This window comes from Variovorax sp. F042, assembly GCF_057814215.1.
Window position 1 is genome coordinate 32,199 of sequence record NZ_JBVASX010000007.1, and the last position, 25,267, is coordinate 57,465.

The 25,267-nt window shown below is 67.5% G+C and carries 22 protein-coding genes; 16 read left to right on the forward strand and 6 right to left on the reverse strand.

Annotated elements, in window-relative coordinates; translation table 11 throughout:
- Genes cyoB through trhA form a run of 7 tightly spaced genes read left to right on the forward strand, consistent with a single transcriptional unit; the run spans position 1 to position 6,484 of the window.
- On the forward strand, positions 1–2,004 hold the full coding sequence (gene cyoB / locus ACZYSP_RS21465) for a cytochrome o ubiquinol oxidase subunit I (protein WP_093057980.1): 2,004 nt from the start codon (positions 1–3) through the stop codon (positions 2,002–2,004).
- Positions 1,997–2,650 carry a cytochrome o ubiquinol oxidase subunit III gene (gene cyoC / locus ACZYSP_RS21470; protein WP_093057981.1) on the forward strand — a complete coding sequence of 218 codons (654 nt, stop codon included), beginning with the start codon at positions 1,997–1,999 and terminating at the stop codon, positions 2,648–2,650. Before cyoB ends, cyoC begins: the two co-directional genes overlap by 8 nt.
- Positions 2,647–3,045 carry a cytochrome o ubiquinol oxidase subunit IV gene (gene cyoD / locus ACZYSP_RS21475; RefSeq protein WP_093057982.1) on the forward strand — a complete coding sequence of 133 codons (399 nt, stop codon included), beginning with the start codon at positions 2,647–2,649 and terminating at the stop codon, positions 3,043–3,045. The genes cyoC and cyoD overlap by 4 nt, the downstream gene beginning before the upstream one ends.
- Positions 3,045–3,839 carry an SURF1 family protein gene (locus ACZYSP_RS21480; protein ID WP_489016433.1) on the forward strand — a complete coding sequence of 265 codons (795 nt, stop codon included), beginning with the start codon at positions 3,045–3,047 and terminating at the stop codon, positions 3,837–3,839. Before cyoD ends, ACZYSP_RS21480 begins: the two co-directional genes overlap by 1 nt.
- A complete protein-coding gene (locus ACZYSP_RS21485) occupies positions 3,796–5,232 on the forward strand; it encodes an ATP-binding protein (RefSeq protein ID WP_177192784.1) in 1,437 nt (478 codons plus the stop codon). The genes ACZYSP_RS21480 and ACZYSP_RS21485 overlap by 44 nt, the downstream gene beginning before the upstream one ends.
- Positions 5,213–5,758 (forward strand): response regulator transcription factor, encoded by a 546-nt coding sequence (locus ACZYSP_RS21490; RefSeq protein ID WP_093057984.1) that lies wholly within the window; start codon positions 5,213–5,215, stop codon positions 5,756–5,758. The genes ACZYSP_RS21485 and ACZYSP_RS21490 overlap by 20 nt, the downstream gene beginning before the upstream one ends.
- A gap of 36 nt (positions 5,759–5,794) precedes the next feature.
- Positions 5,795–6,484 carry a PAQR family membrane homeostasis protein TrhA gene (trhA, locus tag ACZYSP_RS21495; RefSeq protein WP_489016436.1) on the forward strand — a complete coding sequence of 230 codons (690 nt, stop codon included), beginning with the start codon at positions 5,795–5,797 and terminating at the stop codon, positions 6,482–6,484.
- Between the two features lie 10 nt (positions 6,485–6,494).
- On the opposite strand, the gene ACZYSP_RS21500 is transcribed toward trhA, so the two are convergent.
- The 3 genes from ACZYSP_RS21500 to ACZYSP_RS21510 all read right to left on the reverse strand — a co-directional run bounded on the left by ACZYSP_RS21500 (position 6,495) and on the right by ACZYSP_RS21510 (position 8,491).
- Positions 6,495–6,719 (reverse strand): SlyX family protein, encoded by a 225-nt coding sequence (locus ACZYSP_RS21500; RefSeq protein ID WP_093057985.1) that lies wholly within the window; start codon positions 6,717–6,719, stop codon positions 6,495–6,497.
- Between the two features lie 86 nt (positions 6,720–6,805).
- Positions 6,806–7,702 (reverse strand): SDR family oxidoreductase, encoded by an 897-nt coding sequence (locus ACZYSP_RS21505; RefSeq protein WP_489016439.1) that lies wholly within the window; start codon positions 7,700–7,702, stop codon positions 6,806–6,808.
- Positions 7,703–7,747: 45 nt separating this feature from the next.
- Complete coding sequence (locus ACZYSP_RS21510; RefSeq protein WP_489016441.1) at positions 7,748–8,491, reverse strand: SDR family oxidoreductase; 744 nt, start codon at positions 8,489–8,491, stop codon at positions 7,748–7,750.
- A 123-nt stretch (positions 8,492–8,614) separates the two neighbouring features.
- Here ACZYSP_RS21510 and ACZYSP_RS21515 point away from each other — a divergent pair, with 123 nt between their 5' ends.
- Entirely contained in the window at positions 8,615–9,511 is an 897-nt protein-coding gene (locus ACZYSP_RS21515; RefSeq protein WP_489016443.1) for a LysR family transcriptional regulator, read from the forward strand.
- A 7-nt stretch (positions 9,512–9,518) separates the two neighbouring features.
- Here the strand turns inward: ACZYSP_RS21515 and ACZYSP_RS21520 are convergent, their stop codons facing one another.
- On the reverse strand, positions 9,519–11,030 hold the full coding sequence (locus ACZYSP_RS21520; protein ID WP_489016445.1) for an MFS transporter: 1,512 nt from the start codon (positions 11,028–11,030) through the stop codon (positions 9,519–9,521).
- A gap of 107 nt (positions 11,031–11,137) precedes the next feature.
- Here ACZYSP_RS21520 and ACZYSP_RS21525 point away from each other — a divergent pair, with 107 nt between their 5' ends.
- The gene (locus ACZYSP_RS21525; protein WP_489016447.1) at positions 11,138–12,064 is read left to right on the forward strand and encodes a LysR family transcriptional regulator; all 927 of its coding nucleotides are present in this window, start codon (positions 11,138–11,140) and stop codon (positions 12,062–12,064) included.
- Here ACZYSP_RS21525 and ACZYSP_RS21530 read toward each other — a convergent pair whose 3' ends face one another.
- Both ACZYSP_RS21530 and ACZYSP_RS21535 read right to left on the reverse strand, forming a co-directional pair.
- Positions 12,065–13,735 (reverse strand): AAA family ATPase, encoded by a 1,671-nt coding sequence (locus ACZYSP_RS21530; RefSeq protein ID WP_489016449.1) that lies wholly within the window; start codon positions 13,733–13,735, stop codon positions 12,065–12,067.
- 93 nt (positions 13,736–13,828) lie between these two features.
- Positions 13,829–16,345 carry an ABC transporter permease gene (locus ACZYSP_RS21535; RefSeq protein WP_489016451.1) on the reverse strand — a complete coding sequence of 839 codons (2,517 nt, stop codon included), beginning with the start codon at positions 16,343–16,345 and terminating at the stop codon, positions 13,829–13,831.
- 201 nt (positions 16,346–16,546) lie between these two features.
- On the opposite strand from ACZYSP_RS21535, the gene ACZYSP_RS21540 reads away from it, so the two are divergent.
- From ACZYSP_RS21540 to ACZYSP_RS21570, 7 genes are all read left to right on the forward strand, one after another.
- The gene (locus ACZYSP_RS21540; RefSeq protein ID WP_093057992.1) at positions 16,547–16,843 is read left to right on the forward strand and encodes a hypothetical protein; all 297 of its coding nucleotides are present in this window, start codon (positions 16,547–16,549) and stop codon (positions 16,841–16,843) included.
- 90 nt (positions 16,844–16,933) lie between these two features.
- The gene (gene fdnG / locus ACZYSP_RS21545) at positions 16,934–20,011 is read left to right on the forward strand and encodes a formate dehydrogenase-N subunit alpha (RefSeq protein WP_143696751.1); all 3,078 of its coding nucleotides are present in this window, start codon (positions 16,934–16,936) and stop codon (positions 20,009–20,011) included.
- A 3-nt stretch (positions 20,012–20,014) separates the two neighbouring features.
- Positions 20,015–20,980: a formate dehydrogenase subunit beta gene (fdxH, locus tag ACZYSP_RS21550; protein ID WP_093178654.1), complete on the forward strand. Its 966-nt coding sequence runs from the start codon at positions 20,015–20,017 to the stop codon at positions 20,978–20,980.
- A gap of 10 nt (positions 20,981–20,990) precedes the next feature.
- Positions 20,991–21,614, forward strand: coding sequence for a formate dehydrogenase subunit gamma (locus ACZYSP_RS21555; protein WP_489016454.1), 624 nt, complete (start codon positions 20,991–20,993; stop codon positions 21,612–21,614).
- 10 nt (positions 21,615–21,624) lie between these two features.
- Positions 21,625–22,653: a formate dehydrogenase accessory protein FdhE gene (gene fdhE, locus ACZYSP_RS21560; RefSeq protein ID WP_489016456.1), complete on the forward strand. Its 1,029-nt coding sequence runs from the start codon at positions 21,625–21,627 to the stop codon at positions 22,651–22,653.
- The gene (gene selA, locus ACZYSP_RS21565; protein ID WP_093077370.1) at positions 22,653–24,101 is read left to right on the forward strand and encodes an L-seryl-tRNA(Sec) selenium transferase; all 1,449 of its coding nucleotides are present in this window, start codon (positions 22,653–22,655) and stop codon (positions 24,099–24,101) included. The genes fdhE and selA overlap by 1 nt, the downstream gene beginning before the upstream one ends.
- 41 nt (positions 24,102–24,142) lie before the next feature.
- A complete protein-coding gene (locus ACZYSP_RS21570) occupies positions 24,143–25,258 on the forward strand; it encodes an acyl-CoA dehydrogenase family protein (protein ID WP_093077371.1) in 1,116 nt (371 codons plus the stop codon).
- Positions 25,259–25,267: the final 9 nt, after the last annotated feature.

A 25,267-nucleotide genomic window follows, 5' to 3' on the forward strand; every position in this document is an offset into this window, starting at 1 on the left:
ATGTTGCAGAACCTAGACCTGACGAAGCTCGTCTTCGGCCGCCTCTCATGGGAGGCGATTCCCTTCCACGAACCGATCCTGCTCGCGACCTTTGCGGGCGTGGTGCTGGGCGGCATCGCCGTCCTCGGCGCACTGACCTACTTCAAGCTGTGGGGCATGCTGTGGCGCGACTGGATCACCAGCATCGACCACAAGAAGATCGGCATCATGTACATCATCCTGGGCCTGGTGATGCTGCTGCGCGGCTTCGCCGACGCGCTGATGATGCGGGCCCAGCAGGCAATGGCCTTCGGCGATAACGCCGGCTTCCTTCCGCCGCACCACTACGACCAGGTCTTCACCGCCCACGGCGTGATCATGATCTTCTTCGTGGCGATGCCGCTGGTCACGGGCCTCATGAACTTCGTGGTGCCGCTGCAGATCGGCGCGCGCGACGTGGCCTTCCCGTTCCTGAACAACTTCAGCTTCTGGATGACCACCTTCGGCGCCGGCCTCGTGATGGCGTCGCTCTTCGTCGGCGAATTCGCCAAAACCGGATGGCTGGCCTACCCGCCGCTGTCGGGCATTCTCTTCAGCCCCGACGTGGGGGTCGACTACTACATATGGTCATTGCAGATAGCGGGGGTGGGCACATTGCTATCCGGCGTGAACCTGCTGGCGACCATCGTGAAGATGCGCGCGCCCGGCATGACGATGATGAAGATGCCCGTGTTCACCTGGACCGCGCTGTGCACCAACGTTCTGATCGTTGCAGCCTTCCCGGTGCTGACCGCCGTGCTGGCCCTGCTGTCGCTCGACCGCTACGTCGGCACCAACTTCTTCACGAACGACCTCGGCGGCAACGCCATGATGTACGTGAACCTGATCTGGATCTGGGGCCACCCCGAGGTGTACATCCTGATCCTGCCGGCCTTCGGCATCTTCTCGGAAGTGGTCTCCACCTTCTCCGGCAAGCGCCTCTTCGGCTACGCCTCGATGGTGTACGCCACGGTCGTGATCACCATCCTGTCGTACCTCGTCTGGCTGCACCACTTCTTCACCATGGGCTCCGGTGCCAGCGTGAACTCGTTCTTCGGCATCACGACGATGATCATCTCGATCCCGACGGGCGCGAAGATCTTCAACTGGCTCTTCACCATGTACCGCGGCCGCATCCGTTTCGAGCTGCCCATGATGTGGACCATCGGCTTCATGATCACCTTCGTGATCGGCGGCATGACCGGCGTGCTGCTGGCCGTTCCCCCGGCCGACTTCGTGCTGCACAACAGCCTGTTCCTGATCGCCCACTTCCACAACGTGATCATCGGCGGCGTGCTGTTCGGCATGCTGGCGGGCATCACCTACTGGTTCCCGAAGGCCTTCGGCTACAAGCTCGACCCGTTCTGGGGCAAGTGCTCGTTCTGGTTCTGGATCGTCGGCTTCTGGTTCGCCTTCATGCCGCTGTACATCCTGGGCCTGATGGGCGTCACCCGCCGCATGAACCACTTCCAGGACATGTCGCTGCAGATCTGGTTCCAGGTTGCCGCCTTCGGCGCCGTGCTGATCGCGCTGGGCATCGCCTCGTTCATCATCCAGCTGGTGGTGAGCTTCATTCGCCGCGAATCGCTGCGCGACACCACGGGCGACCCGTGGAACGGCCGCACGCTCGAATGGTCGACCTCGTCGCCCCCGCCGGCCTACAACTTCGCGTTCACGCCGCGCGTGCATGACAACGACGCCTGGTCCGACATGAAGGCCCGCGGCTACCAGCGTCCGCTGGAAGGCTTCAGCCCGATCCACATGCCCAAGAACACGGCCGCCGGCTTCATCATCGCGGCGCTGGCCGCGGTGGGCGGCTTCGCAATGATCTGGCAGATGTGGCTCGTGGCCGGCATCGGCTTCGTCGCCATGCTCGCCGCAGTGATCATCCACACGTTCAACTACAAGCGCGACTATCACATCCCCACGGAAGAAGTCGTCAGCACCGAAGACGCGCGCACGCGCCTGCTAGCTGCCCATGTCTAACACCACCGCTCTTTCCGCCGGCAGCGCCGGCCAAGCGTCGAACGCGCCCGCGTTCGAGGTCTTCAACGTCCGCAACGAAGACCACCACCCCGAGAACGGCACGCTGCTGGGCTTCTGGCTCTACCTGATGAGCGACTGCCTCATCTTCGCTTGCCTGTTCGCGGTGTACGGCGTGCTGGGCCGCAGCTACGCGGCCGGCCCCTCGGGCGCCGACCTGTTCGACCTGCCGCTGGTGGCAATCAACACCTCGCTGCTGCTGCTGTCGTCCATCACGTATGGCTTTGCCGTGCTCGAGATGCAGAAGCGCCGCATGGGCGCCGTGCTGGTCTGGCTGGCCATCACCGGCCTGCTGGGCGCGGGCTTCATCGGCCTGGAGCTGTACGAGTTCGCGCACCTGATCCACGAAGGCGCGGGCCCGCAGCGCAGCGCCTTCCTGTCGTCGTTCTTCGCACTGGTGGGCACCCACGGCCTGCACGTGACCTTCGGCATCGTCTGGCTCATCGTGCTGATGATCCAGCTGCCCAAGCACGGCTTCACCGCCGCCAACCGCCGCCGCCTGATGTGCCTGTCGATGTTCTGGCACTTTCTGGACGTGGTCTGGATCGGCGTCTTCACCTTCGTGTATCTGATGGGATCGCTGCAATGAGCGCGCACACCGAAACCGCCGGCCACGGCGCACATGGCCATGACAGCCACGACGATGGCCCGGTGAGCCACAGCACCTTCAAGGGCTACATGACCGGCTTCGTGCTGGCCGTGATCCTCACTGCCATTCCGTTCTGGCTCGTGATGGCCAAGGTCTTCGACAAGCCCAACACCACCGCCCTCGTCATCCTGGCCTTCGCCGTGGTGCAGATCGTGGTGCACATGGTGTACTTCCTGCACATGGACGCCAAGTCCGAAGGCGGCTGGAACATGCTGGCGCTGATCTTCACGCTCGTGCTCGTGGTCATCACGCTGGCCGGTTCGCTGTGGGTCATGTACCACATGAACACCAACATGATGCCGGCCTCGATGCACGACATGAAGAACATGCCCTGATGGCGGCAGCGGTCCGCCAGCGTTCCACCGCCGCGCGGGTGGCGCTGGCGGTCGGCGCAGCCCTCGCCTTTGCCGGCTTCTTCGCGCTCGGCACCTGGCAGGTCGAGCGCAGGGCCTGGAAGCTCGATCTCATCGCCCGCGTCGACCAGCGCGTGCATGCCCCGGCCAGCGCGGCCCCCGGGCGAACCGAATGGCCCACGGTCAACGCGGCCAACGACGAATACCGGCATGTCCGCCTTGTCGGCACCTTCCTCCACGACAAAGAAACGCTGGTGCAAGCCAGCACCAAGCTCGGCGCCGGCTTCTGGGTGCTGACCCCGCTGCGCAGCGCGGACGGCACCGTGGTGCTCGTCAATCGCGGGTTCGTGCCGCCTGAAGCACGCGAACGCCCGGCCCGCACCGCGCCAGAGCCGCAGGGCGAGACCACCGTGGCCGGCCTGCTGCGCCTCACCGAGCCCAAGGGCGGCTTCCTGCGCAAGAACGACGCGGCCGCCGATCGCTGGTTCTCGCGCGACGTGCAAGCCATTGCCGCGGCGCGCGGCCTGAACAATGTCGCGCCCTACTTCGTCGATGCCGAGGCCGTACCCGCGCAAGCCACGGCCACCATCGACACCCCGGCATGGCCTGCCGCCGGCCTGACGGTCATCGCCTTTCCCAACAGCCACCTGGTTTACGCCCTTACGTGGTACGGCCTGGCCCTGATGGTGCTGGTCGCGGCCTGGTTCGTGCGGCGCAGCGAAAATGCGGCCCATGCCGAAGCCCGCCCCGCCCAAGATGCTCGCCGCGACGACTGACACCGCCGCGGTCGCGGGCGAACTGCACGCCCCCCGCGCCGGCGTCGCGAGTCTCGACAACGCCACCGGCCACCAGAACATGCAGCAGCTGATCCAGCTGCGCTGGTTCGCCGTGGTCGGGCAGGTCGTCACCATCCTGGTGGTGCACTACGGCTTCGCAATCCGGTTGCCGCTGGACCACATGCTGCAGGTGCTGACCTGCCTTGCGCTCTTCAACATGGTGAGCCTGCTACGTTCGCGCAGCCACCGGCGCGTGACCAACGGCGAACTGTTCCTCGCGCTGCTGGTCGACGTGGCCACGCTCACGGCGCAGCTCTACCTGAGCGGCGGCGCGACCAACCCCTTCGTGTTTCTGTTCCTGCTGCAGGTGACGCTCGGCGCGGTGCTGCTGAAGCCCTGGTCGACCTGGACCATCGTGGTCATCACCAGCATCTGCTTCGCCGGGCTGGCGCTGTTCTCGCGCCCGCTCGCGCTGCCGCTGGACCACAACCGCGGCCTGTGGAGCCCCTACATCCAGGGCATGCTGGTGTGCTTCGCGCTGAACGCGGCGCTGCTCGTGATCTTCATCACCCGCATCGGCCGCAACCTGCGCGCGCGCGACGCCCGGCTGGCCGACCTGCGCCAACGCGCCTCGGAAGAAGAACACATCGTGCGCATGGGCCTGCTGGCTTCGGGTGCGGCGCACGAGCTGGGCACGCCGCTGGCCACGCTCGCGGTGATCCTGGGCGACTGGCGCCGGCTGCCGCATTTCAGCTCCGACCCCGAGCTGCTGACCGAGGTGGCCGAGATGGAACTGCAGATCCAGCGCTGCAAGAGCATCGTGAGCGGCATCCTGCTGTCGGCCGGCGAGGCGCGTGGCGAGTCGTCGGAAGAAACCACCGTCAGCACCTTCCTCGACGACCTGATCGAAGAGTGGCGCACCACCCGCCCGGTGGAAGACTTCGAGTACGACAACCGCTTTGGCCGGGACCTGCCCATGGTCTCCGACTCGGCCCTCAAGCAGATGATCTGCAACGTGCTCGACAATGCGCTGGAGGCGTCGCCGCACTGGCTGCGCCTCGAGGCGGCGCACGACGCCGACGCGCTGACGATCACGGTCACGGACGCAGGCCCCGGCTTCCTGCCGGCCATCCTGAAGGAGTTCGGCAAACCCTATCAGTCGAGCAAGGGCCGCCCTGGCGGTGGGCTGGGGCTGTTCCTGGTCGTGAACGTGGCGCGCACTGTCGGCGGCCGCGTCGCGGCGGCAAACCGGCCCGAGGGCGGCGCCATCGTGAAGATCACGCTGCCGCTCGCGGCCATCGTGCTGGAAGAAGAAGAGGCGGAAGAGGACGACGAAAAGGTCCTCGACGGCGAGACCATCGAAGTGGAAGGCAATGACCGAAACCGAAGCTGAGCGCCAGTTGCTGATCGTCGAGGACGACGACGCCTTCGCGCGCGCGCTCGGCCGCTCCTTCGAGCGCCGCGGCTATGCCGTGACGCAGGCAGGCAACCTCGCGGAAGTCGACGCCCTGCTGGCCACCGCGTCGCCCGGCTACGCGGTGGTCGACCTGAAGCTCAACGGCGAGGCCTCGGGCCTTGCCGCCGTGCAGATGCTGCACCGGCACAACCCCAAGATGCTGATCGTGGTGCTGACGGGCTTCGCCAGCATCGCCACCGCCGTGGAAGCCATCAAGCTCGGCGCCTGCCACTACCTGGCCAAGCCGTCGAACACCGACGACATCGAGGCCGCCTTCGGCCGCGCCGCCGGCACCACAGAGGTCGAGCTGACCAACCGCTCGACCTCGATCAAGACGCTCGAATGGGAGCGCATCCACGAGACGCTGGCCGAAACCGGCTTCAACATCTCGGAGACCGCGCGCAGGCTCGGCATGCACCGGCGTACGCTGGCGCGCAAGCTGGGCAAGCAGCAGGTCAAGTAGGCAACCACTACATCCCTCCATCTGCATGAGGTTCCGATGACGACAGCTCCCTCCCAGACGCAACCCTCGCAGCGCACCTCCGTGCTGACAGCCCGCGACCAGACGGCGATGGAAGAACTCTTCAATGCCCTGAGCCACGGCCTGGGCCTGGCGCTGGCCATCGCCGCGCTGCCGATCCTGGTCTACAACGCGGTGCAGAAAGGGCAGGCCGCGGGCGTGGTCGGCGCCTGTCTTTTCGCGGGCACGGCCATCGTGCTGTACCTGATCTCCACGCTGTACCACGCACTTCCCATGGGCCGGGCCAAGGCCTGGTTCAACCGGCTGGACCACGCGGCCATCTACCTTTTCATCGCGGGCAGCTACATGCCCTTTCTCTTCGGCGTGCTGCGCGGGCCGCTGGGGTGGACGCTGTTCGGCGCCATCTGCGCGGCGGCCGTGCTGGGCGTGAGCGCCAAGCTGTTCAACCGGCTGCAGCATCCGCTGTGGTCGACCGGACTCTATGTGGCGATGGGGTGGATGGCGCTGATGGCTGCGGTACCGCTGTACGAGCGCATGTCACCGGCAGGGCTGGGTTGGCTCGTGGCCGGTGGGCTGTTCTACACGGCGGGCGCCGTGGTGTTCCTGTTCGACAACAAGGTGCGCTTCGCGCATTCGGTGTGGCACCTGTTCGTGCTGGCGGGCAGCACCTGCCATTTCTTCGCCGTGCTCTGGCATTCGCACGGCTGATCTTCCTGACTCAGTAATGCGGCGGTAGCTCGTCGCGCGGGTTGCGCGCGGCGCCGTCCTGCATCGCGTTCTGGCTCTGTTCCTTGAGTTGCGTGACCTGCAGGATCAGCCGGTCGATCTGCTGCTGCTGGCGGTAGATCGTCATGTTCAGCTGGTCGAGCAGGTCTTCGGCGTAGCTCGACTTGATCTCGAGCTCGGTCACGCGTTCCGCGAGGTCGTGGGGTGGGTTTTCCATGCCGCTATTGGACAGGAAGACCGACCCACCTTTTATGACGCCTCCCTTAGCCTCTTAGCCTCTTAGCCTCTTAGCCTCTTAGCCTCTTAGCGCCGTACCTTCGCTTCGAGCAGATCGCCCATGCCGATGCGCTTCGCGAACTCGATGCGCACACGCTCCGACACCTCGAACACCTCTGTCGCACCGTCGCCCACGAAGTCGATCAGCGAGCGCATCGGCCGCGTGCCGGCGGGCAGGCCCACGATGCGCACGATCTCGTCGGCCACGGCCTGCGGGTCGGCGTTGTCGGGCGTCAGCGCCGAAAGGCGTTCGCCGATCTGGTCCATCACGCCGTCGTAGCGGCTGTAGGCGACGGCGGTCGCGGCATCGGCCGGCTTGCCCGCGCTCGGGAAGTGGTCGGTGCCCCTGGTGAAGGCGCCCGGCACGACGATGGAAGTCTCGATGCCGAAGCGCGCGATCTCGTAGGCCAGCGTGACGGCCAGCGAATCCATCGCCGCCTTGGCCGCGCCATAAGGGCCCATGAACGGCGGAAAGCCGCCCTTGGTGGTGGTGCTGCTGATCCACAGCATCAGCCCCGACTCCTGCCTGCGCAGGTACGGCAACACTGCGCGGTTCACGCGCTGCGCGCCGAGCACGTTGGTGTCGAACACCTTCATGATCTCTTCGGGCGTGAAGGCCTCGGTCGGACCGACCACGAGGTGGCCGGCGTTCTGCATCACCACGTCGAGGTGGCCCTGCTCGCGCACGATGGTCGCGGCGGCGGCATCGGCCGAGTCCTGCGAGAGCACGTCGAGTTCGAGCGGGTGCAGCTGAATGTTCTTCGCCGCAGCGAGCGAGCGCAGTTCGGCGGCGCGGCCGGCATTGCGGCCCGCGATGTCGCGCATCGACGCGTAGACGACGTGGCCGGCTTCGGCCAGCGATTGCGCGCTGAGCTTGCCGATGCCGGTGCCAGCACCGGTGACCAGGATGATCTGCTTTTGCATGAGGTTTCTCCGTATGGGTTGGGTTGATCCGAGAAAGCGAATGGCTCAGGCCACGCCGCCGTTGGCGCGCAGGACCTGCCCGTTGACCCAGCCCGCGTCCGGGCCGGCGAGGAAGGCCACCACCGAAGCGATGTCCTCGGGCTGGCCGAGGCGCTGCAGCGGCGGCATCTTCGCGAAGGTCTGGATCTGTTCTTCGGTCTTGCCGTCGAGGAACAGCGAGGTGGCGATCGGGCCCGGCGCCACGGCGTTCACCGTGATGTTTCGGCCGCGCAGCTCCTTGGCGAAGACGTGCGTGAAGGCCTCGACCGCCGCCTTGGTGGCGTTGTAGATCGCATAGCCGGGCATGTTCAGCGCGAGCGTGGTGCTCGAGAAGTTGACGACGCGCCCGCCCTCGTTGAGGCGCGCGGCGGCTTCGCGCAGCGTGTTGAAAGTGCCGCGCACGTTGATGTCGAAGGTCTGGTCGTAGAGCGCGTCCGTGTGCTCGGCCAGCGGCACGGTCTTGAGCACGCCGGCGTTGTTGACCAGCACGTCGACCTTGCCGAGCTGCGCCTCGACTGCGTCGAACATGGCGCGCACTTCGCCGGCGCTGGCGACGTCGGCCTTGACCGCAAGAGCCTTGCCGCCAGCGGCCTGCAGTTCGGCGACGAGGGCGTCGGCCTGCGCCGGGCTCGACGCGTAGTTGACGGCGACCGCGAAGCCGTCCTTGGCGAGCCGCCGCGCAATGGCGGCGCCGATGCCGCGCGATGCGCCGGTGACGAGGGCGACTTTGGAGTTGGAGGGCTTGTTCATGGCTGTTTCCTTTGCAGTGGTGGGTTGGTGAGACGAATGATCGATCGTTCCCATCCAAAGATAATCAGCCTCAAATCGCCATTACCATTTCATTTACTTCAACAATAGATCCGGAGCCCGGCCATGGACCGCTTCCAGGAAATGCTGGCCTTCGTGCGCATCGCCGAGCGCCAGAGCTTCACGCAGGCGTCCGAAGACCTGCAGATTCCGCGCGCCACCGTCACCAACCTGATCAAGCGCGTGGAGCAGCGCCTGGGCACCCGGCTGCTGGAGCGCACCACCCGCACCGTGCGCCTCACGCAGGACGGCGAGGCCTACTACCGCCGTTGCGTGCGGCTGCTGGCCGATGTCGAAGAGGCCGAGGGCCTGTTCCGCGACGAGGCGCCCAAGGGCCTGCTGCGCGTGAACCTGCAGGGCACGCTGGCGCGGCATTTCGTAGTGCCCGCGCTGCCGGCGTTCCTGGCGCGATATCCGGACCTGGAACTGCACATCGGCGAGGACGACCGGCTGGTCGACCTGGTGCGCGAAGGCGTCGACTGCGTCCTGCGCGCGGGCACGCTGCAAGATTCATCGATGGTCGGGCGGCGCGTGGCGCTGCTGCCGCAAGTCACGGTCGCGAGCCCGGCCTACCTGGCGCAGCACGGCGAGCCCGAGAGCGTGGAAGCGCTGTCGGTGCACCGCGCCATCCACTACATCTCCAGCGCCACGGGCAAGGCGGTGCCGCTCGAATTCACGGTCGACGGGCGGGTGACGAGCGTGCAGCTCGGCGGCATCGTCTCGGTGACCGGCGCCGACCTGTACACCGGCTCGGCTGTTGCGGGCCTGGGGCTGGTGCAGGTGCCGCGCTATCGCGTGGCCAGCGAACTTGCAGACGGGCGACTGAAGGTGCTGCTGCCCGGCTTCGCGCCACCGCCGATGCCGGTTTCGGTGCTCTATGCGCAGAACCGGCAGCTGTCGTCGCGGGTGCGAGTGTTCACGCAATGGCTGCGCGACATCTTCGAAGCGGCAGCGCAAACCTGAGCAGGTCTCAACAGGCCGTCGACTCCAGCGCCACGGCACCAGCCTCAGCGTGAGTCTCGCCACGCAGGAACGCAAACACCACCAGCGCCGTCACCACCGTCACGCCTGCCAGCACGCACAGCAGCGTGCCGAATGCGGCGCCGTAGGCATGCAGCAGCGCCGCGCGGTCCATGCCGGGCAGCAGGGCCAGCGCTTGCGACATGTTCCCGGTCGTGACGCGCTGCGCCGCCTGCGATGCGGCGGCGGCATGCCCCAGTTGCGCCGTCACAAGTGCCGTCAGTCCGGCCCCCACCAGCGCCAGCGCAATCCCCTCCCCCGCCACTCGCACGGTGTTGAAGATGCCCGATGCCATGCCCGCCCGCTCGCGCGGCACCACACTCACGGCCAGCCCGTCCATCAGGCCCCACGGCAGGCCGATGCCGGCGCCGATCAACAACAGCGGCCACACGATGTCGTGCAGCGGCGTGCCCGGCGCGCAGCGGCTGAGCCAGAACAGCCCCGCCGCGCACACCAGCAGCCCCACGGCCGAGATCACGCCCGCCGAGAACCGGTGCGCGAGCGATGCCGCCAGCGTCGGCACGATGAGGATCGGCCCCGAGAGCGCGAACATGAAAGTCCCCGCCTCGATCGCGCTGCGCCCTTCGAGCCCGATGAAGCGGATCGGCAGCAGCACCAGCAGCACGACGAAGCCATGGGCCGGCGCGGCAGCCAGCAGTTGCACGCCCACGAAGCGCGGAAAGCGGAACAGCGACAGGTCGAGCATGGGATGCGCCACGCGCCGCTCGATGGCGATGAAAGCCGTACCCATCAGCGCCGCGCCCGCCAGCGCGCAAAGCACCCACGGGCTGCCCCAACCGCTGTCGGGCGCCTGCAGTACGCCGAGCGTCAGCAGGCTCAGCGCGGCGGTGAAAGTCGCTGTGCCCGGCATGTCGAGCCCCATGGCATCCGGATTGCGCGACTCGCGCATGCTCGGCGCGGCGATGCACAGCGCCACGAGGCTGACCGCGCCGGGGGTCAGCATCACCGCCTGCCAGCCGAAGCTCTCGGCGAGCCAGCCCGAGAGGATGGAGCCGCACGACAGCCCCACGCCGAACGAAGTGCCGATCAGGCTGAAGGCCCGCGTGCGCGCCGCACCGTCGAACACCTGCGCCAGCGCGGCCGTGCCCGCCGCGAAGGCCGCGGCCGAGCCCAGCCCCTGCAGGGCCCGCGCCAGATCGAAGGCGACGATGCCGGGGGCCAGCGTCAGCAGCGAGCTGCTCAGCGCCACCACCGCGAGCCCCAGCAGGAACACGCGCTTGCGCCCATAGGCATCGGCCAGCGCCCCGGCCGCCATCAGCGTGGCGCCGAAGCTCAGCATGAAGGCGTTGGTCACCCAGTTGAGCTGCACCGGGCTGCCGCCCAGCGCATCGCGGATCGCGGGCAGCACCACCGCCGGGCCGGTGAAGCTCAGCGGCATGCCCAGCGCTGCCAGGCAGACGGCGGCCAGCAGCCAGTTCTTGTTGGGAGAAGACGTGGACATCGAAGGCTTTCACGCAGGAGAAAGGAAGCCACAGAAGATAGAAAGGAATCAATGGAATGAAAATGGCGCCATTGATCCTCACACTCCCAACCCAGGGTTGCCAATCCATGGACAGCTTCAGCGGACTCGAATCCTTCGTGCGTGCGGCCGACCAGCTGAGCTTTGCCAAGGCCGGCCGGCAGCTGGGCATCTCGGCTTCGGCTGTGGGCAAGAACGTCGCACGGCTCGAACAGCAGCTCGGCGTGCGCCTTTTCAACCGCACCACGCGCCACACGCGGCTGACGCAGGAAGGTGCGCTCTTCCACGAGCGCTGCCGCCGCATCCTCGACGAGCTGGACGATGCGCGCGCCATGATGCAAGACGCCGTCGCCGCCCCGCGCGGCCGGCTGCGCGTGAGCCTGCCGACCATCGGCTACCGCTTCCTGCTGCCGATCCTGCCGGACTTCAAGGCGCGTTACCCCGAGATCGAGCTCGACCTCGACTTCAACGACCGGCTGGTCGACGTGATCGCCGAGGGCGTCGACGTGGCAATTCGCAGCGGCGATCTGGTCGATTCGCAACTGGTGGCGCGGCGGCTCGGCCCGTTCCAGTTCGTGCTGGTGGCGTCACCGGCTTATCTCGAACGCCACGGCGTGCCGCAGGTGCCGGCCGACCTGACACAGCACGCCTGCCTGCGCTACAAGTTCGTGACCGGCGGCAAGGTCGAGGAATGGGACCTGCCCGGGCTGCCCGCGCAACTGCCGCCCGGCCTGCTGTGCAACAACATGGAAGCCATGCTGGGCGCGGCCGTGGCCGGACTCGGCGTGGCCTACATGCCCGACTTCCTGGCGCGCGATTCGCTTTGCCGCGGCGAGCTTCAGCGCGTGCTGGCCACGCACCTCGTGCGGCAGGGGCAGTTCTCGGCGCTGTGGCCGTCGAGCCGGCAGTTGTCGCCGAAGGTGCGGGCGTTTGTGGACTTTGCGGGGGAGCGGATGTTCAAGGAGGGCGACGAAGTCCCGCCCACCCCGGTCACGAGGCAGGCCACGCGCGGATGATCAGCCCGGTTCCACCTGCTCGGCGACCGCGGCAGGCGCGGCCATCGGCGCGGGAGTCGCAGCCACGGTGGCGGGTGGCACCGCGACCGGGGCGACGACCGGTGCGGCGACAGGCTCAACGACCGCGGCAACGGGCGCCACTTCGGCAGGCGCGGCCACGGCGACAGGCATCACCTCCGCAGGCTTGGCCGCCCTGACAGGCTTCACGCCCTCTGCAGTCACCGTTTTTGCAGCCGCCGGCTTCGTCGGCTCCGCCTTCACAGCCACCGGCTCGCTCCCAAGCCGGCTCAGTGCCAGTGCCGCCTTCAGCGGGAACAGCGTGCGCTCATCGCCCTCCGCGGCATTGCTCACAGTGGTGCCGCTGGTCTCGCCGAGGCTGGCCGTGCGCACCGAGTCGAGCCGATGCGCAGGCACCATGAACGGCGAGTGCGTGGTGTAGATGATCTGGTTGCCGAAGTCTTTCTCGAAGTGCACCAGCAGGTCGGCCTGCGAGTGCGGGTGCAGGTGCAGCCCGGGTTCGTCCAGCAGCAGCACCGCGTCTTCCGCACGCCCGCCCTTCGTGTCGGCGAAGAACGCGATGTAGAACGAGAAGAACCACTGGAAGCCGCGGCTGCGCTCGTCGAGATTCACTTCGACCTCGTAGGCGCCGTTCGGGTCGGACACCAGCGTGTCGAGGTACTGGCCATCGAGGTTGAAGCGCACTTTCAGCGGACGATCTTTCCAGAGGCGGCGGATCTCTGCCGTCACCACCGAGCCGGCACGGTTGACGAGCTGGTTGCGCGTGGCCTGGTCGTTCTTTTCGAGCAGGTCGTGCAGCTTCTGCGGATCGAGCCCCGCGACCTTGCACAGCTTGCCGAAGCTCTGCTGCTCAGGCGTGAGCTGGCCCCAGCCCCGGCGCCCCAGGTACTCGGCAATGTTCTGGCGGCCGGGCAGTGCCGGGTATTCGTCGACATAGACGAAGCGCGGCAGCTTTTCGATCACCCAGGCCTGCGCGCGGGCGAGCGCGGGCGTGTCGTTGGAGATGGACAGGGCCATGTCTTCCAGCTCGGCCAGCATCTGCTCCTGCTTGTCGCTGAGTTCGGCGCCCGCCACGGCCAGCGCCTTGCGCAGGGCCTGCGCCGCCTTGACCGCGCCGGCCGACCACTTGATGTAGTCGGGGCTCATGATCATCGCGGCGTCGAAGGTGTCGGCCTCCTGCTCGAGCGTGGCCTTCGCTTCCTCGGCGACCTTTTCTGCGGCGGCCTTCACAGCCGGCACGATCTTGCGGACCTTGCCCTTGATGTCGCTCACGTCGAGCGACAGCGCCGTGAGCCCTTCGAGCCCGGCCTGGCGCGCCGTGCCATAGCCGCGGGCCGCGGTAACGTGGCGCACGCCTGCCGCGCGCGGCAGGATCGCGGCCAGCTCTGCCTGCTCGCTCTCGTCCAGGCTCCAGCGTGTGAAGACGACGGGGGTGTCACCGGTGCACTCTTCCAGGCGCCGGTGGCGGGGAAAGTCCTTGATGGGGCTGAGTTCGGCCAGGCCCTCTGCGGGGTTCAGGCTGTGGAGTGCGCGCAGCAGGTTCGATTTGCCGCTGTCATTTCGACCGAGGATCGCCGTGATCTGTGTGGAGTCGATGAGGCCGCTGTCGTTGATCGAGCGAAAGTTGGTGATCTGGAATGACGCCAAGCGCATGTAGAAAGATTCTTCCGAGTGAATTGAATACGGGGTCGGGGAATGTATTGCATTCCACGACCCCGTTCGGCTCGACCCCGAAGAAAAAGATGGCTACTCGGCAGCGCGCCGCAGCGTGTCGACCACCGGGCGGCGCAGCACGTCGCGCAGGCCCCACCATCCCGCGCCCAGCGCCAGCACCGCGCCGGCCAGCGCGCCGGCCACCGGCACGATGGGCGAGGCAGTCCAGGTGAACTCGAACACAAAGCGCGCCAGGGCCCAGCCGATCACCGAAGCCACGATGCTCGCGAGAAAACCAGCGAGCAGCCCGACACCCACCAGCTCGGCGCGCTGCACCTGCCGCAGCAGGCTGGCGCGCGCGCCCACCGCGCGCATCACCGCGAACTCGCGTGCCCGCTCCTCGCGCGTGGCCGTCACCGCCGCGAACAGCACCACCAGCCCGGCCGCGAGCGTGAAGCCGAACAGGAACTCGACCGCGCGGATCACCTGGTCGAGCACGCGCTGCACCTGGTTGATGGTGGCGCTCATGTCGACGTTGGTCACGTTCGGGTAGCTGCGCACCAGTGCGTTGTCGAAGCCCCGGGTCTCGGGCGCGCGGAAGGCGCCCATGTAGGTGGTGGGCACGTCGGCCAGCGAGGCCACCGTGTACATCACGAAGAAATTGGCGTGCATCGAGCCCCAGTCGACCTTGCGCAGCGAGGTGATGCGTGCCTCGTTCTGCATGCCGCCGATGTCGAAGCGCAGCGAGTCGCCGAGTTTCAGGCCCAGCGTCTCGGCCAGGCCCTCTTCCACGCTCACCTCGCCCGCCGCATCGGGCGTCCACTTGCCCACGGTGATGGTGTTGTGCGCGGGCGCATTCACGCTGTTGCTCAGGTTGAACTCGCGGTCCACCAGGCGCTTGGCGCGGTCTTCGGCGTAGTCGTCGGGCGTCACGGGCTTGTCGTTGATGGCGATCAGGCGGCCACGGATCATCGGGTACCAGTCGAACTTGCCCACGCCCGCGTCGCGCAGCGACTTCTGGAAGGCATCGCTCTGGTCGGGCATGACGTTGATGACGAAGCGGTTCGGCGCATCGGGCGGCGTGGCCTGGCGCCAGCTCGCGACGAGGTCGGTGCGCAGCAGCACCAGCAGCACCAGCGCCAGCAGGCCGACCGACAGCGCACTGACCTGCACCACCGCGTACGCCGGCCGCGCCGAAATCTGCCGCGTGGCCAGCACCAGCCAGCGCGGCGCCGTCGTTTCGTTGACGCTGCGTCGCAGCACCTTCACCGCCAGCCAGCTCAGCAGCGCGAACACCGCCACCGCACCCGCGAAGCCGCCGACCGCGATCAGCCCCAGCTTGATGTCGCTGCTCGCCGCCATCAGCAGCGCCGCGAAGCCCGCCACGCCAACGCCCAGCACCGCGAGCGATGCCGGCTTGAGCCCGCCCACGTCGCGCCGGATCACACGCAGCGGCGGCACTCGGGCCAGCTGCAGCACAGGCGGCAGGCCGAAGGCGAACAGCAGCGTGAGCCCCATGCCGAGCCCGAAGGCCACGGGCCACAAGGTGGCCGCGGGCAGCGCGGTTTCGACCAGCCCCGCCAGCAGCAGCACGAACACGTAGTGCACCGCGAAGCCGATCGCCACGCCCAGCCCGCTGGCCACGATGCCGATCACCGCGAACTCGAAGGAATAGGCCACGGCGATGGTGCGCTGGCTCTGGCCCAGCACCCGCAGCATCGCGCAGTCGTCGAGGTGGCTGGCCGCGAAGCCGCGCGCGGCCAGCGCCACCGCCACGGCCGACAGCAGCGCCGCGAGCAGCGCGACCAGGCTCAGGAATTTCTCGGCGCGGTCCAGCGTCTGGCGCATCTCGGGGCGGCCGCCCTCGAAGGAATCGAGCCGCACGCCGCGCAGCTCGCCCTTCTTGATGGTGGCGTCGGCCCAGTCGCTGAAGCGTTTCACCGCCGCGTCGCTGCCTGCCACCGCGTAGCGATAGCCGACGCGGCTGGCGGGCTGCACGAGCCCGGTGCGCGGCACGTCGGCCTGGTTGAGCATCACGCGTGGCGAAAAGCTCATGAAGCCGGCGCCACGGTCGGGCTCCAGCGTGATGACGCGGCCGACGCGCAGGCCGGTGTCGCCCAGCAGCATCGTGTCGCCGACCTTGAGCGCGAGCGAGTCGAGCAGCGAGGCATCGACCCACACCTCGCCCGGCGGCGGGATGTCGCGCGTGACGGCGCCCGGCCCGTCGATGGTGGTGGAGGTCTGCAGGTTGCCGCGCAGTGGGTAACCAGCGGCCACGGCCTTCAGCGCCACCAGCTTGCTGGCGCCACCCTGTGCGTCCCCGGCTCGCGCCATGGTCGGAAAGCCGTAGGTGCCGCTGCCTTCCAGTCCCAGCGATTTCGCCTGCGCCACGAAGGCCTCGGGCGTCGGGTTGTCGCTGACGATCACCGCGTCGCCGCCCAGCAGCTGGCGCGCGTCGCGCTTGAGCCCGCCCTGCAGGCGGTCGGCGAAGAAGCCGACAGCCGTGAGCGCGGCCACGGCCAGCACCACGGCAACGATCAACAGGCGCAGTTCGCCGGCGCGCAGGTCGCGCCAGAGCGTGCGCCAACCCAGGCGGAGAGAGGCATTCATGGCGCGAACGATAGCCGACGGTCGGGGGCACGGCTGGATTCAAGGGTTATTGCGCCCTTTCGGCCCTTGATCCCGACAGGATGCTGTCGCATGATGCGACAAACGTATCCCGTTTGTCGCAAACCGGGCACTCCCGGCAAGCGAAAAACGAGGCCATAAAAACAGCCCGTTGTCAGACCCGTCCTTCCCCAAGGAGTGTCGATGCCCCGATGTCAGCGTTTGCAGATCGTCGGCCTGTGCCTTGTCGCAGGCATGCTGGCGAGTGCCTGCGATCCCAAGGTCCCCACGCCGAAGGCCGATGGCGGCACCACCGGCGCGAGCCCGACGGGCATCAAGCCCGCCGAGTCCGGCGACAAGGTCGAATCCTCCGCTTCCCACAAAGGCCCGTCCGAAGGCGGCACAGCCATCGGCGGCATGAGCGGCCCGGGCGGTGGCGGCTCTTCCGGCGGCGCGGCGCCCGCGCCGAGCGGTGGCGACGGCACTGCGGCGCCCAAGTAGCGCGGCCCGACTGATTCATTCAATCAAGTTTCCCGGCAAAAAGAAGATCACGATGAAACACCCCACTTCACCGCTGCAGGAGGTCACGTCATGGACATGAACCGCCGGCAATTCTTCCGCGTCAGCAGTGCGGGGCTGGTCGGCTCCAGCATCGTGGCGCTCGGCTTCTCGCCGACCGCCGCGCTGGCCGAGGCCCGCAACTTCAAGCTCGCGCGCACCACCGAGACCCGCAACACCTGCCCGTACTGCTCGGTGGGCTGCGGACTCATCATGTACAGCCTGGGCGACAAGGCGAAGAACGTGGTGTCCGACATCCTCCATATAGAGGGCGATGCCGACCACCCCGTGAACCGCGGCACGCTGTGCCCCAAGGGCGCGGGCCTGCTCGACTTCGTGCACAGCCCCAACCGCCTGAAGTACCCCGAGGTGCGCGAGGCCGGCAGCACCGAGTGGAAGCGCATCGGCTGGAACGAGGCGCTCGACCGCATCGCCAAGCTGCTCAAGGCCGACCGCGACGCCAACTTCCAGACCACCAACGCCGAGGGCAAGACCGTGAACCGCTGGACCAGCAGCGGCATGCTCTGCGCCTCGGCCTCGTCCAACGAAACGGGCTACATCACCCACAAGGCATTCCGCTCGACCGGAATGCTGGTGTTCGACAACCAGGCACGCGTTTGACACGGACCTACGGTGGCCAGTCTGGCCCCGACGTTCGGACGAGGCGCGATGACCAACCATTGGCAGGACATCCAGAACGCGGATGTCGTGCTGATCATGGGCGGCAATGCCGCGGAGGCGCATCCGTGCGGCTTCAAGTGGGTCATCGAGGCCAAGAAGCAGAACAAGGCGCGCCTTGTCGTGGTCGACCCGCGCTTCACGCGCTCGGCCGCCATGGCCGACTACTACGCCCCGATACGCGCGGGCTCGGACATCGCGTTCCTCGCGGGCGTCATCAACTACCTGCTGGGCAACGACAAGATCCAGACGGAGTACGTGCGCAACTACACCAACGCGCCGTTCATCGTCGGGCCTGACTACAAGTTCGAGGACGGCCTGTTCAGCGGCTACAACGCCGAGAAGCGCAACTACGACCCCAAGTCGTGGGGCTACGCGCTCGACGAGCAGGGCATGGCCAAGGTCGACATGACCATGCAGGACCCGCAGTGCGTGCTGCAGGTGATGAAGCGGCACTACTCGCGCTACACGCCCGAGCTGGTGAGCCGCATCACCGGCACGCCGCAGGACAAGTTCCTGAAGGTGTGCGAGTACATCGCGAGCACCAGCACGTCCACGCGCACCATGACCATCATGTACGCGCTGGGCTGGACGCAGCACAGCCAGGGCTCGCAGATGATCCGCACCGGCGCCATCGTGCAGCTGCTGCTGGGCAACATCGGCGTGCCCGGCGGCGGCATGAACGCGCTGCGCGGCCACAGCAACATCCAGGGCCTGACCGACCTGGGGCTGCTGTCGAACTCCCTGCCCGGCTACATGTCGCTGGCGCGTGACAGCGAGCAGACGCTGGACGTCTACTACAAGACCCGCGCGCTGAAGCCGCTGCGTCCCAACCAGATGAGCTACTGGCAGAACTACCCGAAGTTCTTCGTCAGCATGCAGAAGGCGTGGTGGGGCAACGCGGCCACGGCGGAGAACGAGTGGGCCTTCCACTACCTGCCGAAGATCGACAAGCTCTACGACATCCTGCAGGCCTTCGAACTCATGAACCAGGGCAAGCTCAACGGCTACATCTGCCAGGGCTTCAACCCGGTGGGCTCGTTCCCGGACAAGAAAAAGATCGTCGATGGGCTGTCCAAGCTCAAGTTCCTCGTCACCATCGATCCGCTGATGACCGAGACCAGCGAGTTCTGGCGCAACTTCGGCGAGTTCAACGACGTCAAGACCACCGACATCCAGACCACGGTGTTCCGCCTGCCATCGACCTGCTTCGCGGAGGAAGACGGCTCGCTCACCAACTCCAGCCGCTGGCTGCAGTGGCACTGGAAGGGCGCGGAGCCGCCGGGCGAGGCCCGGGGCGACATCGAGATCATCGCGGGCATCTTCAACCGCATTCGCACGGCCTACGCGAAGGACGGCGGCGCGTATCCCGACCCGATCGTCAACCTCACCTGGCCCTACAAGATTCCGCACTCGCCTTCCGCACAGGAACTGGCGATGGAATACAACGGTCGCGCGCTGACCGACCTGCTCGACCCGAAGGACCCGACCAAGCCGCCAACGGTCAAGGCCGGCGAGCAGCTCTCGGGCTTCGGCCTGCTGCGCGACGACGGCAGCACCGCCAGCGGCTGCTGGATCTACAGCGGCGCATGGACGCAGGCCGGCAACCAGATGGCACGGCGCGACAACGCCGACCCGTACGGCATCGGCATGGTGCAGAACTGGGCGTGGGCCTGGCCCGCGAACCGGCGCATTCTGTACAACGGTGCCTCGACCGATCCGGCCACCGGCAAGCCGTGGATCGCCAAGCGCGGCCTCATCGCGTGGAACGGCAAGCAGTGGACCGGCGCCGACGTTCCCGACATCCGGCCCGATGCGAACCCGACGGAAGCCGACGCGGTGCGCCCGTTCATCATGACAGCCGAGGGCGTGGCCCGGCTCTTCGCGCCGACGGGCATGGCCGAAGGACCACTGCCCGAGCACTACGAACCCTTCGAGTCGCCGCTGGTCAACAACCTGATGCACCCGAACAACGAGAAGGCGCGCGCCAACCCCGCGGCACGCATCTTCAAGGGCGACCTCGAGCGTCTCGGCGTGCCGAAGGACTTCCCGTACGTGGCGACCAGCTACCGGCTCACGGAGCACTTCCATTACTGGACCAAGAACGTGCGCACCTCGGCCATCATCCAGCCTCAGCAGTTCGTCGAGATCGGCGAAGAGCTGGCGAAGGACAAAGGCATCGCCAATGGCGACATGGTGAAGGTGTCGAGCAAGCGCGGCTTCATCAAGGCCGTGGCGCTGGTCACCAAGCGCATCGTCGGGCTGCAGGTCGATGGCCGTACCGTGCACACGGTGGGGTTGCCGAACCACTGGGGCTTCGTCGGCGTGGCCAAGCCGGGGTATCTGGTGAACACGCTCACGCCTTTCGTGGGCGATGCGAACACACAGACGCCCGAGTACAAGTCGTTCACCGTGAACATCGAAAAGGCCTGAGCGATGTCTTCCCTTCAAACCCTGGACATCGCTGCCCGATCGGCCACGACCACGCCGTCGCCCGACATCCGCAGCCGCCCGCAGGTGCAGCAGGTGGCCAAGCTGATCGACGTGTCGACCTGCATCGGCTGCAAGGCCTGCCAGGTCGCATGCATGCAGTGGAACGACCTGCGCGACGACGTGGGCACCATGCACGGCACCTACGACAACCCGGTCGATCTCACGCCTTCCTCATGGACGGTGATGAAGTTCTCCGAAGTCGAACCCGAGGCCGGCAAGCTCGAATGGCTGATCCGCAAGGACGGCTGCATGCATTGCGACGACCCGGGCTGCCTGAAGTCGTGTCCGGCGCCGGGTGCCATCGTCAAGTACAGCAACGGCATCGTCGACTTCATCAGCGAGCACTGCGTGGGCTGCGGCAACTGCGTCACCGGCTGCCCCTTCGACGTGCCGCGCATCAGCAAGGCCGACAACAAGGCCTACAAGTGCTCGCTGTGCTCCGATCGCGTGGGCGTGGGCCTGGAGCCGGCCTGCGTCAAGGCCTGCCCCACGGGCGCGCTGCATTTCGGCACCAAGGAAGACATGCACGAGTACGCCTCGGAGCGCATCGTCGACCTGAAGGAGCGCGGCTTTTCCAACGCCGGCGTGTACGACCCGGCCGGCGTGGGCGGCACGCACGTGATGTACGTGCTGCAGCACGCAGACCGCCCGGGCCTGTACGCCGACCTGCCGAAAGACCCGCACATCAGCCCGCTGGTGTCGCTGTGGAAGGGCGTCGCCAAGCCGCTCGCGATGGTGGCCATGATCGGCGCGGTGGTGGGCAGCTTCTTCCACTACATGAAGACCGGCCCCATCGAGCCCAAGGACGAGCATCCGGATGCCGACCGCGATGGCAAGCCCGACGACGTGGTGGTGATCGAAGAGCCGCCTGCGTCACCCCCCGCACCATCCACCGCGCCCCGTGCATGAGGAGAACGCGATGACACGCTATTACCTTCGCCGCTACCGCGACGCCACGCGCATGAACCACTGGTTCGTCGCGATCATGTTCTTCGCGGCCGCGCTCTCGGGCCTGGCCTTCTTCCACCCTGCCCTGTTCTTCCTGAGCACGCTGTTCGGCGGCGGGCCGTGGACGCGCATCCTGCATCCGTTCATGGGGCTGCTGATGGTGCTGGCCTTCGTGTTCCTGTTCGGCGCGATGTGGCGCGAGAACATCCTCGATCGCAGCGACCGCGAGTGGATCGCCAACGCGCCGAAGATGCTCAAGGGCGACAAGTCGAGCATGCCGCCGGTGGGCAAGTACAACGCGGGGCAGAAGCTGGTGTTCTGGGCCTTCGGTGTCAGCCTGCTGCTGTTGCTGGTGACGGGCTTCATGTTCTGGAGCCCGTGGTTCGTCGGGTTCTTCCCGATCCTCCTGCGGCGCATCGCGGTGGTGGTGCATTCGGTGTCGGCCGTGGTGCTGATCATTTCGGTCATCACGCACATCTACGCGGCCATCTGGGTCAAGGGCACGCTGCGCGCGATGACGCGCGGCACGGTCACGGAAGGCTGGGCCAAGCTCAACCATCCCCTGTGGCATCGCAAAATGACGCGAGGTGAGTGATACTGCCCCGATGACGAGTTCCACCGGCAGCCCACCGCCGATCCGGACCACCCGCATCCTCGATCCTGAACAGATCGCGATGCAGGCCGGACGGCAGATGCCGTTCCTGCGTTTGCCGGTTCGGTCCCTCGTGTTCTCCGACCGGCAATTGCGGCTGCGCCAGCTCGCAGCTTCGCATTCGATGCGGGAGTACCTGATCTTCATCGCCGACCTTGCGCAGGCGCAGCACCAGGTGCTGCAGGACTACGCACCGGTCACGTTGCCTGAATCCGATTCGCTCGAAGCCGCATCGAAGGTGCTGAAACCGCCGATGCCCGCTTTCGGCTGGACGCGAGATCCGGTGTGGCTGCAGGAGCTTCGCCGTCTGCTCGGCCTCTTCCGCGCACGGCTGCCCGAAGGCCCTGCACGCGACGCGCTCGACCGCGTGGTGGCGGCCGACGATGCGTGGATCAACGAGCAGGCCGACCGGCTCTCGCGCCGCATCATGTTCGGCCTCGACCTCGCAACCGCGCCACTGATTGCCGCGGGGCTGCAGGCCTACTGGGCTCAGCTCGTGCTGCAGGTGGCCGACCGCGAAGGCGAGAATATCTTCGGCCGCACCGATCCCGGCAACGAATGCCCTTGCTGCGGCAGCGTGCCCACCGTGAGCATCACGCGCATCGGCGCCGACGAAGCGGGCTTCCGCTACCTGCACTGTTCGCTGTGCAGCACCGAGTGGCACTACGTGCGCATCAAGTGCACGCACTGCGAGAGCACCAAGGGCATTCACTTCGAATCGCTGTCGCCGCAACCCGGCGTGGAGCTGCCGGCCACCGGCGCGCGCGAAGGCGCAGTCAAGGCCGAGTGCTGCGACAGCTGCGGCCACTACCTCAAGCAGATAGCGATGGAGAAAGACCCCGAGGTCGAGCCCGTCGCCGACGACCTCGCCAGTGTCACGCTCGACCTGCTGGTGTCCGAAGCCGGCCATCAACGCAGCGGCCACAATTTGATGCTGCTGTTCGGCGACCCCGAAATCCCCGACGACGGCGGAGGCGGCTGATGGCAGCGCCCGAAGAGTCCGTGGTCCACGGCTCGACGGCAAGGCCCCAGGATCTGCCTTCTGTCGATCAACTGCTGCGCCTCGCCGTGCCGGGCGCATTGCTGGCCGAGCACGGCCATACGCTGGTGGTGAAAGAGGCCCGTGCGCTGCTCGAAGGGCTTCGCGCGCGGGCTGTGGCGGGCAAGCTGATGGCCGCCGAGGTGCGGCACGACGCACTCGGCGATGCGCTTGCGGCGCGCATCCAGGCCCGCCTCGCGCCGCGCATGCGCGCCGTGCTCAACCTCACCGGCACCGTCATCCACACCAACCTCGGCCGCGCACTGCTGGCCGACGCGGCGCTGCAGCGGCTGCTGGCGGTGATGACATCGCCCAACAACCTCGAATACGACCTCGCCACCGGCAGCCGCGGCGATCGCGACTCGCTGGTGGAAGAGCTGCTGTGCAGCATCACCGGCGCCGAGGCCGCCACGGTGGTCAACAACAACGCGGCCGCCGTGCTGCTCACCATCGCGGCACTGGCACGCGATCGCGAAGTGATCGTCTCGCGCGGCGAGCTCGTCGAGATCGGCGGCGCCTTCCGCATGCCCGACGTGATGGCCAGCGCGGGCGCGCGCATGGTCGAGGTCGGCACCACCAACCGCACGCATCCGCAGGACTACGAGCGCGCCATCAACGAACACACCGCGCTGGTGATGAAGGTGCACACCAGCAACTACGCCGTGCAGGGCTTTACCGCCGCAGTCGACGAAGCCACGCTCGCCGGCATCGCGCATGCACGCGGCGTGCCGCTGGCGACCGACCTGGGCAGCGGCTCGCTGGTCGACCTCGCGCACTACGGCCTGCCGCGCGAGCCGCTGCCGCAGGAGATGCTTGCAGCCGGCTGCGACGTGGTCACCTTCTCGGGCGACAAGCTGCTGGGCGGTCCGCAGGCCGGGCTGATCGTCGGCAGCAAGGCCGCCGTGGGCCGCATCCGCAAGTTCCCGATGAAGCGCGCGCTGCGCATGAGCAAGCTGCCGCTGGCCGCGCTCGAAGCCACGCTGTCGCTGTACCTGCGGCCCGAGCGTCTTGCGCAAGACCTGCCGACGCTGCGGCTGCTCACACGGCCCGCCGATGCGATCCGCGAAATGGCCGAGGCGTTGAAGGCGCCCGTGCAGGCAGCGGTGTCACCGCGCTTCACCGTCGAAGTCGTGCCGCTGCTCGGGCAGATCGGCTCCGGCTCTCTACCTGTCGAGCGGCTGCCCTCGGCCGGCCTTGCGCTCGCGCCGGCCGGCACCTCGAAGAAGGGCACGGGCACCGCGCTCGACGCCCTCGCCACCGCGCTGCGTGGCCTGCCGCTGCCGGTGATTGGCCGCATCGCGGAAGACCGCCTGCTGCTCGACCTGCGCTGCCTGGAAGACAGCGCGCCCTTCACGGCCCAGCTCGGCGCACTGCGCGAGCGGCTTCAGTAGACCGATCCCTCACTCAACCCACCACCTGTCTGGAGAAAGCGATGAATCCCCTCGAAGTGCTCGCCGGTATCGAAACGCAAACGCTGCAGCCCTCGGCCCAGCGCACCGACAGCGAGGGACGCTTTCCACGAGAGACGATCCAGGCGCTGGGCCAGGCCGGCCTGCTTGGGCTTGTCTCGGCCACGTCGGTCGGGGGCCAGGGCCTGGGCCTGAAGGAAGCCGCGCAGGTGGTGTCGCGCATCGCGCAGACCTGCCCGTCCACCGCGATGGTCGTGTGCATGCACTACTGCGCCACCGCCGTGCTCGAACAGTTCGGCCCCGAGGCCACGCGCCGCGCGATTGCCGAGGGTAAGCACCTGAGCACGCTGGCCTTTTCGGAAGCCGATTCGCGCAGCCACTTCTGGGCGCCCACCGGCACTGCCCGCGCGGACGGCGCGAACGTGGTGCTCGACGCCCGCAAGAGCTGGGTCACCTCCGCCTTCGAGGCCGACAGCTACGTGTGGTCGAGCAAGCCGCTCGCGGCCGAAGGCGCCAGCACGCTGTGGCTGGTCGATGCGAAGTCCGACGGCCTGAGCCAGCCCGGCCGCTTCGACGGACTGGGGCTGCGCGGCAACGCCTCCACGCCGATCACTGCGAAGGATGTGCGCATCGCGGCCAGTGCCCGGCTCGGTGAAGACGGCAAGGGCTTCGACGCCATGATGGGCGTGGTGCTGCCGTGGTTCTCGGTGCTCAGCGCCGCCTGCTCGACGGGCCTGATGGAAGGCGCCCTGAGCCGTGCCATCGGCCATGTGAGCCAGACGAAGCACGTGCACCTCGATTCGTCGCTGGCCGACCTGCCGACCATTCGCGCCTACCTGGCACGTGCGCGCATCAAGACCGACATGGTGCAGGCGCTGCTCGACGACACCGTGGCCGCCATCGGCGCGAGCCGCCCCGACACCATGCTGCGCGTGCTCGAAGTGAAGGCGGCCGCCGCCGAAGCCGCGCTCGAAGTCACCGACATCGCCATGCGCGTGTGCGGCGGCGCGGCATTCCGCAAGGAGGCAGGCATCGAGCGGCTGTTCCGCGATGCGCGCGCATCGAGCGTGATGGCACCGACCTCCGACGTGCTGTACGACTTCATCGGCAAGGCCATCACCGGCCTGCCGCTGTTCTGAAGGAGCCTC

What these genes read in the sequence shown, in the direction of transcription:
- cyoB (WP_093057980.1), top strand. Translation starts at nt 1, where the DNA reads ATGTTGCAGAACCTAGACCTGACGAAGCTCGTCTTCGGCCGCCTCTCA.
- cyoC (WP_093057981.1), top strand. Translation starts at nt 1,997, where the DNA reads ATGTCTAACACCACCGCTCTTTCCGCCGGCAGCGCCGGCCAAGCGTCG.
- cyoD (WP_093057982.1), top strand. Translation starts at nt 2,647, where the DNA reads ATGAGCGCGCACACCGAAACCGCCGGCCACGGCGCACATGGCCATGAC.
- ACZYSP_RS21480 (WP_489016433.1), top strand. Translation starts at nt 3,045, where the DNA reads ATGGCGGCAGCGGTCCGCCAGCGTTCCACCGCCGCGCGGGTGGCGCTG.
- ACZYSP_RS21485 (WP_177192784.1), top strand. Translation starts at nt 3,796, where the DNA reads ATGCCGAAGCCCGCCCCGCCCAAGATGCTCGCCGCGACGACTGACACC.
- ACZYSP_RS21490 (WP_093057984.1), top strand. Translation starts at nt 5,213, where the DNA reads ATGACCGAAACCGAAGCTGAGCGCCAGTTGCTGATCGTCGAGGACGAC.
- trhA (WP_489016436.1), top strand. Translation starts at nt 5,795, where the DNA reads ATGACGACAGCTCCCTCCCAGACGCAACCCTCGCAGCGCACCTCCGTG.
- ACZYSP_RS21500 (WP_093057985.1), bottom strand. Translation starts at nt 6,719, where the DNA reads ATGGAAAACCCACCCCACGACCTCGCGGAACGCGTGACCGAGCTCGAG.
- ACZYSP_RS21505 (WP_489016439.1), bottom strand. Translation starts at nt 7,702, where the DNA reads ATGCAAAAGCAGATCATCCTGGTCACCGGTGCTGGCACCGGCATCGGC.
- ACZYSP_RS21510 (WP_489016441.1), bottom strand. Translation starts at nt 8,491, where the DNA reads ATGAACAAGCCCTCCAACTCCAAAGTCGCCCTCGTCACCGGCGCATCG.
- ACZYSP_RS21515 (WP_489016443.1), top strand. Translation starts at nt 8,615, where the DNA reads ATGGACCGCTTCCAGGAAATGCTGGCCTTCGTGCGCATCGCCGAGCGC.
- ACZYSP_RS21520 (WP_489016445.1), bottom strand. Translation starts at nt 11,030, where the DNA reads ATGTCCACGTCTTCTCCCAACAAGAACTGGCTGCTGGCCGCCGTCTGC.
- ACZYSP_RS21525 (WP_489016447.1), top strand. Translation starts at nt 11,138, where the DNA reads ATGGACAGCTTCAGCGGACTCGAATCCTTCGTGCGTGCGGCCGACCAG.
- ACZYSP_RS21530 (WP_489016449.1), bottom strand. Translation starts at nt 13,735, where the DNA reads ATGCGCTTGGCGTCATTCCAGATCACCAACTTTCGCTCGATCAACGAC.
- ACZYSP_RS21535 (WP_489016451.1), bottom strand. Translation starts at nt 16,345, where the DNA reads ATGAATGCCTCTCTCCGCCTGGGTTGGCGCACGCTCTGGCGCGACCTG.
- ACZYSP_RS21540 (WP_093057992.1), top strand. Translation starts at nt 16,547, where the DNA reads ATGCCCCGATGTCAGCGTTTGCAGATCGTCGGCCTGTGCCTTGTCGCA.
- fdxH (WP_093178654.1), top strand. Translation starts at nt 20,015, where the DNA reads ATGTCTTCCCTTCAAACCCTGGACATCGCTGCCCGATCGGCCACGACC.
- ACZYSP_RS21555 (WP_489016454.1), top strand. Translation starts at nt 20,991, where the DNA reads ATGACACGCTATTACCTTCGCCGCTACCGCGACGCCACGCGCATGAAC.
- fdhE (WP_489016456.1), top strand. Translation starts at nt 21,625, where the DNA reads ATGACGAGTTCCACCGGCAGCCCACCGCCGATCCGGACCACCCGCATC.
- selA (WP_093077370.1), top strand. Translation starts at nt 22,653, where the DNA reads ATGGCAGCGCCCGAAGAGTCCGTGGTCCACGGCTCGACGGCAAGGCCC.
- ACZYSP_RS21570 (WP_093077371.1), top strand. Translation starts at nt 24,143, where the DNA reads ATGAATCCCCTCGAAGTGCTCGCCGGTATCGAAACGCAAACGCTGCAG.